Origin of the sequence: Vibrio sp. B7 (assembly GCF_963888765.1) — a bacterium.
GTDB lineage: Bacteria > Pseudomonadota > Gammaproteobacteria > Enterobacterales > Vibrionaceae > Vibrio > Vibrio anguillarum.
The window spans coordinates 284,923-297,357 of the sequence record NZ_CAWPKR010000011.1; the positions used below are offsets into that span (position 1 = coordinate 284,923).

Below are 12,435 nucleotides of genomic sequence, written 5' to 3' on the forward strand. Positions count from 1 at the left end.
TGAATGTTGGTGTAAGAGAGAACCTTGCACCAACATTTTCCATCACAACATTTCAGCGTGAACCTTAATTATAAATAGGTTGCCATAAGCAGACTTTCTGCTGCTTACGTTGGTCATACAGCCATGTATATTGGCAATGATTATCGTAACTATATCGCCCAGTCTGAACCTTATATGGCCCAAAACTCACACCTTGTAAAGATTGAAAACGCCCTTGATAAAGCAATGAGAAGTGCAAGTGAGGGCCGGTGGACGATCCACCTTCACACAAAGCAATGGAACGCTGATTAGCATAAACACCCAACTTACTGTCTTTCGTCACCCACTGATTATTCGCGACTTGGATTCCGCCCATATGGTAATAGTTCGTCGCCCAACCGTTTGGATGCGTCACGCGCAGTTGGCACCGAGACATCACCGACACGTAGCCATCATGCGCGGCCGTTACACTGTAAGTTGGCGCGCCCCAAGCTGGCCAATCGTAAGAAACGTCGATTGAAGAAAGCGGAAAACCTGAGCCACTGTGCGCATGCGTACCGTTAGGTATCCATTGATACCCTTTGCGCCATGGCCACTGCATAAACCCCTCACTAGGCGAAGCAATGAGGTTTCCCATACGCATAGGAGCTGGTGTGTTTTGTGGCTCGCTGAAAGCACCAAACCAAAGCTCATATTGCGATTTCCATAACGCCCAATCATCCACCCGATTCAATTGCTGCATGACCGCTAATGTCGCAGCATTGTAGTGAAGAGCCGATGAACTTTCTTGATAGTGATAAAAACGCTGAGACAGTTGATTCGCAATATCTTTGATCTGCCGCTGTCTATCGTCCAAGCTTTGATCCAAAGCACTCTCTTGTTCTAATAACGCTAAAGTGGTCAATAACACTCGAGGATCAACCCCCGTTGCCCCAGCCCAATGGCTAACTGACTCGACAAGCTCAAGCCAATTTGGCTGATGGGTACCAATAAAATCTTCAATATTGAAAGGACGTTGATGAGGTCGAAAAACAAACTCATCATCGCTAATCAGAGAAAATGGCAGTTGGCTCTCTGCAAGCTGCGCTTCGTTAAGCCGTGGAGTATCGACATCAGGATACAACTGATGGCTTACCACCATTGGGCTAAAACAGATAAACCATGTCACTAAAGAAGATTTGGTTAGATTCATTACGCACCCTCCATATGAATTAAATTTCACATAGAGTGTGGCACAAAATATTCGTGGGATAGCTAAGAAGGTGCGTTTTGCGAGGCCAGTAGGAGCAAGATGTAATAAGATGAAAGCGATGAAATTATCAACACTCTGCACAAAAGTACCATCGGAGTAAAAAACCGAACGGATGAACATGAAAAACAAAAGCCCCGACAACTTTTTGAGTTATCGGGGCTTTCTTGAATAAATGGCGCGCCCTGTAGGATTCGAACCTACGACCACATCCTTAGAAGGGACGTGCTCTATCCAGCTGAGCTAAGGGCGCGCTACAGGGACAGGATTATACGAGTTGAACTCCGTAAATCAATCGCTTTCTCTAACATTCTGTTTCAAATGCCTAAAAAACTGCCATTCGCTAACCATGTGACGAAAAACAGAACAAAGCAAACGTTTGCTTATAGATGTTACTTTAAATATCTGCGACAATGCGCCCAAAAATATTTGCGACCAATGTGTAAGGAAAGCCATGACTGCTCAAAATATTGATGGGACACTCATCTCCCAGACGGTTCGCTCTGAAGTAGCGGCGCGGGTAAAAGCTCGCACTCAAGTGGGTCTTCGAGCTCCGGGGCTAGCGGTGGTGCTGGTGGGAGAAGATCCTGCGTCACAAGTGTATGTCGGCAGCAAACGTCGTGCTTGTGAAGAGGTGGGTTTTGTTTCTAAATCCTATGATCTTCCGGCCACTGCAGGTGAAGAGGAACTACTGGCGTTAATCGATAAGCTCAATGCCGACCCTGAAATTGACGGCATTTTAGTGCAACTGCCCTTACCTGCCGGGATTGACACAACCCATGTGCTTGAACGCATTGTTCCTGAAAAAGATGTCGATGGTTTTCACCCTTACAATGTGGGCCGTTTAGCCCAACGCATTCCTAAACTGCGCTCTTGCACGCCCAAAGGGATCATCACTTTGCTTGAGCGCTATAACGTTCAACTGCGTGGTAAGCATGCGGTGATCGTGGGCGCATCCAATATTGTCGGCCGACCAATGACGTTAGAGCTGCTACTGGCTGGTTGCACCACAACCACATGCCACCGCTTCACTAAAGATTTAGAGCACCATGTTCGCCAAGCTGATTTGTTGGTGGTGGCCGTTGGTAAACCCAATTTTATTCCCGGTGCATGGATTAAAGAAGGTGCCGTGGTGATTGATGTGGGCATCAACCGCTTGGAGTCAGGCAAACTGATTGGCGATGTCGAGTACGATGTAGCGCGCACCAAAGCAAGCTTGATCACCCCTGTTCCGGGTGGTGTCGGGCCAATGACGGTTGCCAGTTTGATTGAAAACACCCTGTTGGCATGCGAGCAATTTCACCCCAATAACTGATCTTGTTATTGATTATTGCTAGTGGTTATTGATAGCTATGATGAGCGAGCCAAAAAGAACCCCAGCACTGCGCTGGGGTTCTTGCGTTATAAACCAACTTAGCCTTTATTGGGCATTATTCATTTGCGTCAGTTTGTTGCCTATTGGCGTAGAGAAATTGTAGCCGTCGTGTTCGTCCCAGTTAATAGACCATGTCATCACACCACCGTAGTTAGGGTAGTTGAAACTCGGTTTCACCGTCGCGCAAGAGGTTCCCTTGGTTAAGCAGTCCAACGCATCAAGAATGTTTTGTGTGGGCGCTTGCCCAGAGTTGGCAGAGCTCGGGCCAGAAGGCAAACCGATTGCAACTTGATCGTCACGCAGTGGTTCAAAGCGTGAACCATCGGCCAAATCAAACCCTTCTAACAGCATTTTTGATTGAGCGACCATCATATCCACCGAACCTTCAGGTGCTGCACCCGGTAGATAAGGGTTTGGTAACCCACCGTTGTTATAGAGCTGGACATGAAGTAGATCGAGCGTGTCACGAACCTCATTGATGATAGGAATATACGCACCCCAAATGCCGCTATAAGCCACCATTCCTCCTTGAACATAAGGGTGTTCTGGTGCCATGGTCAGGTACATATCACCGCCGATGTTGGCTTCAATTTGCTTTAATGCCCGGCCCAAGCGCGCTTGAATTTGCGAGCCATGCATTAAGTTAGAACCACTTTCTAAATCAACATCCAAGCCATCAAAACCCCACTCTTTGATCAACGCCGTCAAACTATCAACAAAGTGCGCTTCATCACTGTCAGTATTGAGCGTAATGTTGCCTTCCGCGCCACCAAGTGACAAAACAAAAACTTTGCCTTTGGCTTGCAAGGTCGCCATATCTTGCTTGAACTGGGTAGCATCTAAGGCGGGACAGCTACTATGCGCATCGCCTGCGAAAAGATTGAAATGCACGGTTCCATTACTGTTGCGGTCATTGTCGGCAAATGCAATATCGATCACATCCCACGCATCAGACATATCAGCGAGACGCATTGGGCAGCCAGCAGCATTGACAAAATTATGCCAGTAACCGATCAATTTGTGCTTTTTCTGTGTCTGTTCAACCACCTTCACGGCAGCCGCGTCTGACAATACACTACTGCCTGCATCATAAGCTTGCGCAGCCACTGTGTATTCGCCGATAGCCGTAGGTGTCCAAGTGTAGGCATAAGGCGCACTGGTATCAGTTGCGACCACCGCTCCATTCACTAAGAAATCGACTTTAGAAACAGCACCAGTGAGTGACGTCGCATTGGCAGCAATATTGACTGGTTTACCTAAACCGACGGTTTGCCCTGGCGTTGGCGATGTTAACGACACCACTAACGCTTGATCGCTTACTGAAACGTTAATCTGACTTTCAGCGCTATTATTGTCATTATCGGTTGCGATGGCTTTGAGTGTGGTACTTCCGACCTTGCTCGCAACCCACTCAACCGAATAAGGCGCTTGGTTTACTACGCCAAGGCTCGTGCCATCAACAAGAAATTCCACTTGTACTACACTGCCATCGGCATCATTAGCTTGTGCGCTGAGCAGGATGGTAGAACCAGCCAGAATCACTTCATTGTCAGCAGGGCTCGTCAATGAAACGGTAGGTGGCGTGGCGCACGCGCCCATTCCTGTCCACGCTTCTTGCCAATAACTTCCTTTGCCCGGCTCATAGGCCCACGCTGAGCTGGAAGAGCACCAACCTGCGATATCACAACGGAACTTTTGATTATTGTTTTGCACCAGTTCGCCCGCAGCGTAACTGCTACCCGCCACATAGGTTGCTAAACCTGCACAACCACCACTTGAGCCTCCAGATACAACCAAGGCGACCTCTTGGCTATGAGTCGTTTGGTTATCATTATCCGTCGCTTTGGCTTTAAAGGTGTGAGAGCCTGAGACAGCAGTCCAATCGTGGGCATAAGGTTCTGAAGTATCTGAAGCGACGAGTTGTCCATCCACATAAAAATCAACTTGCGTGACGGTTCCATCCGAATCGGTGGTATTAGCGCTTAGCGTCAATGAGTCACCAGCCGCTAGCTGCTCAGCACCTGTTGGGCTGGTTAAGGAGATGGAAGGAGGCACTAAACCACCAACAGGCGTAACCGAGATGGTTGACTCTGTTGACGTAGTCGCACCCTGATTATCAGTGGCAATTGCAGTCACTTGGGTTGCGCCTAAAGCGGCAGTCCAATCGGTTTGGAAAGGCGCTTGTGTGATGACGGCGATCGACACGCCATTAATCAAAAATTCAACCTGTGCCACGCTACCATCGCTATCAGACGCGGTGGCTTGCAGCGTGATTAAGCTGCCTTGTGGGATTTGTGCATTATTGGCAGGAGAAACGAGATTTAGCGTGGGTGGAACATTGCCACCACCGCTGTCACACTGCCCGAGTGATAGCCAAAATGCCCAGGGGCCGTTATTGCTTGCAGGATCATTTCCCTGCGTCCAATAGTTAGCTTGATAGGCTGCGTTAGATTGCGTCACTTTATCGCCGGACGTATAAATGGCGGCCGTATCCCAAGAGCCCAAGCCATCACAGTTATAGGCTTGAGCTTGGTAGCTTATCCCTAACGTTGTAATGATGGCAGCTCTGAGTAGATAAGAACTCATTGTTCTCTCCTTTGCTTATGAATAATTAACCCGTTCCCAAGTAACTTGACGTGGTGGCCTGCAATACGCGAGATAAAGACAAGGCAACATCAAGTAGGCAGGGTATATAACTAATAAGCTAGAGGACGAGAATTGCACTCTAAATAACTGATAATTTTAATTATCTCAGCTCAAAATCACGGCATGATTTCAACATCAACACCGCTTGCAAATCTTTTTCGGCGGACTTCACGAACTTACCTAATCACACGTCGTTGAGAAATTGATATGGTCAATATTATTTTGGTGAGATGGATGGATAAAAATGCCAGCTCTGTTAGCCGGCATCGAAGATACAAAATGTATGGTGGGTTTTCGTAACCAATAGAAACGCTACGTTTATAGCGACAAAATAACCCCAGCAAGCGCAGCGCTCATCAAGTTAGCCAACACGCCAGCGCTGATCGCTCGAAAACCATATTGAGAGATGAAGCTGCGACGCTCTGGCACCAAACTGCCCAAACCACCGATCAATACTGCCATGGTCGAAATATTGGCAAAGCCGCACAGAGCAAAAGTTACAATCGCTTGAGAATGTTCACTGAGCGAATCTTTTACGTCCATCAATTGGATGAAAGCGACAAACTCGTTCACGACAATTTTATTACCAATCAGTGAGCCTGCCGTCATCGCTTCGCTCCATGGAATGCCCACCAGCCACGCAACTGGAGCAAATAGGTAGCCTAAAATCAACTCAAAACTAAGGGTTAAGCCAAACAGACCGCCCACCCAGCCCAATAGGCCGTTGAGTAGCGCAATCACACTGATAAAGGCCAGTAACGTTGCCCCAACCGCAACCGCGATACGAAGCCCAGACATTGCACCATCAGCTACGGCTTCAACCACATTGGTTGCTTTTGGTATCTCAACCTCTTCATTGGCCACCTGCTGACTTTGCGCTTCGGTTTCCGGCAGCAAAATTTTCGCCATCAACAAACCGGCTGGAGCTGACATAAATGCCGCCGCAATAAGATAGTTAAGGTTAACGCCCAGTGAGGCATAGCCGACTAACGTACCGCCCGCAACCGAGGCTAAGCCACACGTCATCACCGCAAAAAATTGCGAATCACTCATGTGCTTTAAATAAGGCTTAACGACTAACGGCGCTTCAATCATGCCGACAAAAATGTTCGCCGTGGCTGACAGTGACTCTGCACGCCCCGTACCCAATAATTTTTGCAAACCACCGCCAATCAAATTAATCACTTTAGGCATCAAACCAATGTGGTACAAACCGGAGATCAAAGCGGAGAAGAAAATGATGATGCCAAGCACATTAATCGCAAACACAAAACCAACGCTACCATTGGCTAAACCGCCAAAGAGAAAGCCAATTCCCTCTTGCCCATAATTGATCAAATTCGATACCGCACCCGTGACACTGTTGAGTACTTCTTTCCCCATAGGGACATACAGAACCAATAGTGCAAAGCCTACTTGCAATAAAAAAGCGAGCGACACGGTTCTAAGTTGGATGTTTTTTCTATTGGTAGAAAGTAGCCAAGCCGTAAATAAGATGGCGACGACGCCAAGTAATGAGTTCATTTGCTGTCAATCCAGATAACGGGGATAGGAAAGGCGCGCATTCTATCGTGCGAAAACGAATGCGCAAGTCGCAAATGTTACAGAGGTGTGCTTAAAAATAGCAGCCTTAAGCCTCTTGTTTCAAGCTGTTGATTTGTAACAAGCTAAACGATTGCCTAGGCTTATCTTTTCCATATAGAAAAGATGTTTCTGAGTTTGGAAATAATAAACCGTGCTCATTACACTTTTGTCAAACGGATGTAAGGCTCTAACTGAGTATCCCAGTAGCAAGGTGTACCGATTAAAGCCTTGATAAATTCAATCACGGCTGAGGTTTTCTTCGGCATATGTTGTCGGCTCGGGTAAACCGCATAAAAAGGCATGCTTTGATTTGCGTGCCAATCTGGCAACAACTGGATCAGTTTACCAGTTCGAAATTCATCTCGAATTAAATAAGTCGCCAAGTAAGCAACACCCCACCCTGCCACGGCGGCGTCACGCACGGCTTCGGCTAAATCCACCGAATAGTTACCCGACACATTGATGTTGACCTTTTGCTCTGGATTGGCAAACGACCAACTGGTGTAATCTCGCTCCCAACTACGGTAGATAAGATAGTTGTGACCTAACAGATCACTGGGTGTCTGAGGGGGTGAATGGTTTAATAAGTATTCCGGTGACGCCGCCAGCACAAATTGGCAATCGGCGAGACGTTGCGCCACGTACCCTTCCGGCAAATGTTCGTTGTTGGTCACCCACAAATCAAGCCCTTCTTCGAGCATATCGACTCGATAATCGAACAAATGCACTTCCACTTGCAGTTTTGGATAACGCTGACGAAGCGCCTCCAGTGCTGGCAAAATGTGCAAAGAACCAAACGACTGTGAAAGACCAAGCTTAATTAGCCCAGACACCTCATCACGCTGGCTTTCCATTTCAGACTGCGCAGCATCCATCAACCCAACGACCGCAATACAATGGCGATAAAAAGCCTCTCCAGCCTCGGTTGTGGTGAAGCTGCGGGTGGTTCGCTGAACGAGCTTCACCCCGAGCGAGGCTTCCAGTAAGGCCAACTGCTTACTAACATGCGATACTGATACGCCTAAGCTTTTGGCCGCAGCGGTAAAGCCTTGATGTTTGATTAACGCAGCAAATATCACCATTTGCCCTGCACGTTCAACTAGCACACGCTCTCCAGAAATAGCAAAGGGCTCATGATGAGCCCTTTGCGTTCAATTAAGGTTCAAATCAATAGGTAATTCTATCCGCCAAATGGCTCACCGCGAGGGCGAAATAATATGAACGGTTCCACTTCATCAACACATTATAGTTGTTGTATACCAAGTAAACGCGGCCATTTTCATCATCTGGCATGATAAGCCAAGCTTGAACGTTGTCTAAATTAGGAAGTGGTTTACCTTCGTAACGAGTAATACCGAGCTTGTTCCACTCTCTCAGTGATTTCCCTTTTTCGGGCTGTCGCCCTTCTAGAGTTCGGTCAAACCCATGCGGAACTTTAACTTGACGGCCCCAAGTGTATTTATCATCCCATCCCGATTGGCTGAGATAATTGGCCGTCGACGCGAATACATCTTCCTTTGAGCGCCAAATGTCTTTTTTGCCATCGCCGTTACCATCGGAAGCGAACGCCAAAAACGAACTCGGCATAAACTGGCATTGTCCCATCGCGCCAGCCCAAGACCCTTTCATCTCATCAGCTTGGATATGACCTTGCTGTAGAATTTGCAACGCGGCCATCGTCTCCTTGCGGAAAAATTCTTCTCGACGACCGTCATAAGCCATAGTCGTCAGCGCATCAATAACACTAAAACCACCGGTCAACGCACCAAAATTACTTTCTACGCCCCACAAAGCCACGATAAAGCGCGGCTGTACGCCATATTGTTCGCCAATGCGGCTAAGCTCTGCATAGTGCTTTTCATACAGCGCCTTTGCTTGGTTCACTTTCCATTCTGGAACCGCGCGTGGGATATATTCATCCAGCGTTAGTTTCTTTTCTGGTTGATTGCGATCGGCCGTCACAGCACGTGGCTTGTACTCCACATTTTTAAACGCATCGATTAAAATTTGCTCTGAAATGCCTTCATTTCGTGCTTGCTGCTTCAAGCCTTCGACATAGTGTTCAAAACTAACCTCATTCGCCATCAATGGCGTGGAGAGGCTTAATCCCAATACGACTGACAATAACTTTCTCAAATCGTCCTCCTTGAGCTGAAAACTTAGCTATCTTTTTGCTGAGCCTTTTGCTGCTTATATTGTTCTAATAAATTTTGTGGCGGTGGCGGTAACTGTAGGAAAAAGCCCTCATTTTCTAGAGACTCTTTTACTTTTTCAATGTTCACTTGGGCAAGTGTACGCCCTTCCAGTTTCACTACCATGACTAAAGTAGGTTTACCGAACATCGCCATTAATGTGTCAGGAACCTGTGAAAAGTCATCCTTTTTGGGGATATAGAGATAGGTACCTTCTTTTTTAGAGCTTTTGTAGATAGAGCAAAGCATGACAAACCTTTTATTGTAATAAACTGGCTTTTCGAGCCAATTAAGTTAGAAACGTTAAACTTTTACCAAATTTGAGATTAAAACAAACATTTGACCGCAAGATAACTTGCTGAGCTAAGTCAGGGAATATAACATGACAACCCTAGTTTCAGGCAACGCCCTTTCTAGTGAAGCCATTAGTTATTGAGGTCAATATAAGATGTCGAATACTCCTGACCTAAAAGGTAGCAGTTTTACTTTGTCAGTGTTACACCTTTGCGACAGTGAAGTTGCCAATACCGTTGAGTTTCTCAAGGAAAAAGTCGCCCAAGCTCCTGCTTTTTTTGCCTCTGCACCTGTGGTGATCAATATTGCTAAAGTGATTGGCGATATTGATTTTGCGATACTTAAACAAGGCATCACTGAAGCGGGAATGATCCCGGTCGGTGTGACAGGTTGCCGTGATAAACGCAGCCAAAACTTAGCCTCAGAAGCTGGCTTTGCCGTGATGGCGGCAAGCAAGTCGCCTTCTCAAGCTCCCGCTCAAATCGCGCCAACCAAGGTGATTCGCACGCCCATTCGCTCTGGCCAGCAAGTGTATGCCAAAGATAGCGATTTAGTGATCCTCAATCACGTCAGCGCGGGGGCCGAAGTGATCGCCGATGGTTCAATTCACATTCATGGTTCACTGCGCGGAAGGGCCATTGCCGGTGCCAGCGGCCAAACGGAAGCAAAAATTATTTGTCACGATTTACAAGCAGAGCTGGTCTCCATTGCTGGAAATTATTGGCTTAGCGATCAAATTGAAAGTGAGTTTTGGCAGAAGAAAGTGATGCTCAGCATGGTTGATGATTCACTGCATTTTGAAACGCTCACGATTTAAAATTAACAAGGAAAACATAATGGCACGCATTATTGTTGTAACGTCAGGAAAAGGCGGCGTTGGTAAAACAACCTCAAGCGCAGCAATTGCTTCTGGCTTGGCTTTAAAAGGTAAAAAGACAGCGGTCATCGATTTTGATATCGGTCTGCGTAACCTTGACTTAATCATGGGTTGTGAGCGCCGCGTGGTGTACGACTTTGTTAACGTCATCAACGGTGAGGCGACGCTTAACCAAGCGATGATCAAAGATAAACGCACCGAAAACTTGTTTATTCTGCCTGCCTCACAAACCCGTGATAAAGATGCGCTCACCAAAGAGGGCGTAAAGCGCGTTTTGGATGAACTCGATACGATGGGCTTTGATTTCGTCATTTGCGACTCACCAGCAGGTATTGAGCAAGGCGCATTGATGGCTTTGTACTTTGCTGATGAAGCGATTGTAACGACGAACCCTGAAGTCTCTTCCGTACGCGACTCGGACCGCATTTTAGGGATTTTGGATTCCAAATCAATGCGCTCAGAGCAAGGGTTAGAGCCTGTTAAACAGCACCTTTTATTGACTCGTTATAACCCTACTCGCGTGACACAAGGTGAAATGTTGAGCGTGGAAGATGTTGAAGAGATTTTACATATCTCTTTACTTGGCGTGATCCCAGAAAGCCAAGCGGTGCTTAATGCCTCCAACAAAGGTGTTCCGGTTATTTTTGACGATCAATCAGACGCAGGCCAAGCTTATGCTGACGCTGTCGAGCGCTTATTAGGGCAAGAAGTCGAGTTTCGTTTTCTAACGGAGCAGAAAAAGGGCATCTTTAAACGACTTTTCGGGGGTTAATATTATGTCTCTACTTGAGTTTTTCCGACCACAAAAGAAAACGACCTCAGCAAGCCTTGCCAAAGAGCGTTTGCAAATTATCGTCGCCGAACGTCGTAGTGAAAATGACCCTGCACCGACCTATTTGCCTCAATTGAAAGAAGACATTCTCAAGGTGATCGCCAAATACGTCGCGGTTGACCCTTCGATGGTTGAAGTCTCTTTTGAGCACAAAGATGATGATATCTCTGTGCTGGAATTGAACGTGAAACTGCCAGACGAAGAAAAGTAATTCTTATGATAAAAGAGCCTGCAAAATTGCAGGCTCTTTCTCTTTACTAAACCAATTTGTTGAGCCGTTCACCGAGAATAGGTAAGCGCCAGCTCTGCATCACATCCGGCAATTGCGCGGGATCTCTCTCTTTCTTCCACACCCAACTCAATAGCTGGTTGAGCTGTTTTTTAGAGGCTAAAAATTCAGTCGCTAAACCCGTGGTTTGAGACACTGATTTAACTTCATCTTTCAACCGTTTAAACAACTGTTTATAGCCGGGATAGTCCATCAAAGGGTCGATTTTAGGTGGGTATTGATCAGCCGGAGTCTGCTGGCCCGCTTTCACCAATGCAATGATTTTGGCACTGTGACGTTGAATCGATCTCGGATCGGCCCCTTCATCAATCATACGGCTTGCACTCGTCAATCCCAAACGAGCGATAGTCAGCAAATCTGTCTCTTTGACCACAAAATTGAGCGCCAAATCACGGCGTACCGCCTCTTCGTAGCGCCAAGTAGCTAAGGGTTTGAGAATCGCTAATTCTTGCGGTGTTAGTTGCCATGCCCCTTTGATATCCAAATAGGCCAAATCGGGATTAGTCTGTTTAATGCGTTTGACGCTCAATAGTTCAGATTCTTGCTGCGCCGCTTGCCACCAGCCCGCCTGCGTCACTTTATCGAGTAATTTCTCGTAAATCGGCAGCAAATAAAACACATCGGCGGCAGCGTAATCCAACTGCTTTTGCGATAAAGGCCTTGCTAACCAATCAGTACGCGATTCACTTTTATCAATTTCAATCCCTAAGAATTCATTGACCAATGCGGCAAATCCGGTAGACAGTCCATGGCCGAGAAAGGCTGCCATTACTTGTGTATCGACCATTGGAAACGGTGTGCAGCCAAATGCATTATGAAACACTTCGAGATCTTCACCACACGCATGCAGCACTTTGAGCACGGAGGTGTCTTGCAGTAGCTCGACAAAAGGGGCCATGTCATCAAAGGCAAGTGGGTCGATTAAAGAGAGGTTTTCACCATCATAAAGCTGGATCAATCCGAGCTGTGGGTAAAAGGTACGCACTCGGACAAACTCGGTATCGAGCATCACCACATCGGCATCTCGCGCGGCAAGGCATACACGTTGTAGGTCGTTAGGCTGGGTAATTATTTGGTAGTTCACTAATGGCTCACTTTGGGCAACCCTACTAGAGGGG

The 12,435-nt window shown here is 47.0% G+C and carries 11 protein-coding genes and 1 tRNA gene; 4 read left to right on the forward strand and 8 right to left on the reverse strand.

All coding sequences use genetic code 11. The features are described 5' to 3' along the window. Window positions 1-64 precede the first annotated feature (64 nt). Window positions 65-1,171 carry a M23 family metallopeptidase gene (locus AACV32_RS06330; RefSeq protein ID WP_017044582.1) on the reverse strand — a complete coding sequence of 369 codons (1,107 nt, stop codon included), beginning with the start codon at window positions 1,169-1,171 and terminating at the stop codon, window positions 65-67. Between the two features lie 233 nt (window positions 1,172-1,404). Next, window positions 1,405-1,481 (reverse strand) — tRNA-Arg (locus AACV32_RS06335). A 201-nt stretch (window positions 1,482-1,682) separates the two neighbouring features. Here AACV32_RS06335 and folD point away from each other — a divergent pair. Next, on the forward strand, window positions 1,683-2,543 hold the full coding sequence (folD, locus tag AACV32_RS06340) for a bifunctional methylenetetrahydrofolate dehydrogenase/methenyltetrahydrofolate cyclohydrolase FolD (protein WP_010317168.1): 861 nt from the start codon (window positions 1,683-1,685) through the stop codon (window positions 2,541-2,543). 105 nt (window positions 2,544-2,648) lie between these two features. Here folD and AACV32_RS06345 read toward each other — a convergent pair whose 3' ends face one another. The 5 genes from AACV32_RS06345 to AACV32_RS06365 form a co-directional block, all read right to left on the reverse strand. Next, window positions 2,649-5,189, reverse strand: a complete 2,541-nt coding sequence (locus tag AACV32_RS06345) for an Ig-like domain-containing protein (protein WP_170894788.1) — start codon at window positions 5,187-5,189, stop codon at window positions 2,649-2,651. A gap of 378 nt (window positions 5,190-5,567) precedes the next feature. Continuing rightward, window positions 5,568-6,773 (reverse strand): NupC/NupG family nucleoside CNT transporter, encoded by a 1,206-nt coding sequence (locus tag AACV32_RS06350; RefSeq protein ID WP_170894789.1) that lies wholly within the window; start codon window positions 6,771-6,773, stop codon window positions 5,568-5,570. Between the two features lie 218 nt (window positions 6,774-6,991). Continuing rightward, a complete protein-coding gene (locus tag AACV32_RS06355) occupies window positions 6,992-7,939 on the reverse strand; it encodes a LysR family transcriptional regulator (protein ID WP_170894790.1) in 948 nt (315 codons plus the stop codon). 61 nt (window positions 7,940-8,000) lie between these two features. Next, complete coding sequence (locus AACV32_RS06360; RefSeq protein WP_013857211.1) at window positions 8,001-8,969, reverse strand: lytic murein transglycosylase; 969 nt, start codon at window positions 8,967-8,969, stop codon at window positions 8,001-8,003. A gap of 23 nt (window positions 8,970-8,992) precedes the next feature. Further along, window positions 8,993-9,274 (reverse strand): YcgL domain-containing protein, encoded by a 282-nt coding sequence (locus AACV32_RS06365; RefSeq protein ID WP_017044579.1) that lies wholly within the window; start codon window positions 9,272-9,274, stop codon window positions 8,993-8,995. A 199-nt stretch (window positions 9,275-9,473) separates the two neighbouring features. On the opposite strand from AACV32_RS06365, the gene minC reads away from it, so the two are divergent. Genes minC through minE form a run of 3 tightly spaced genes read left to right on the forward strand, consistent with a single transcriptional unit; the run spans window position 9,474 to window position 11,239 of the window. After that, on the forward strand, window positions 9,474-10,136 hold the full coding sequence (gene minC / locus AACV32_RS06370) for a septum site-determining protein MinC (RefSeq protein WP_013857213.1): 663 nt from the start codon (window positions 9,474-9,476) through the stop codon (window positions 10,134-10,136). Between the two features lie 19 nt (window positions 10,137-10,155). Then, on the forward strand, window positions 10,156-10,968 hold the full coding sequence (minD, locus tag AACV32_RS06375) for a septum site-determining protein MinD (RefSeq protein ID WP_013857214.1): 813 nt from the start codon (window positions 10,156-10,158) through the stop codon (window positions 10,966-10,968). A 4-nt stretch (window positions 10,969-10,972) separates the two neighbouring features. Next, on the forward strand, window positions 10,973-11,239 hold the full coding sequence (gene minE / locus AACV32_RS06380; protein WP_010317176.1) for a cell division topological specificity factor MinE: 267 nt from the start codon (window positions 10,973-10,975) through the stop codon (window positions 11,237-11,239). Between the two features lie 46 nt (window positions 11,240-11,285). Here the strand turns inward: minE and rnd are convergent, their stop codons facing one another. Next, on the reverse strand, window positions 11,286-12,401 hold the full coding sequence (rnd, locus tag AACV32_RS06385) for a ribonuclease D (RefSeq protein WP_094125711.1): 1,116 nt from the start codon (window positions 12,399-12,401) through the stop codon (window positions 11,286-11,288). Between the last annotated feature and the right edge of the window lie 34 nt (window positions 12,402-12,435).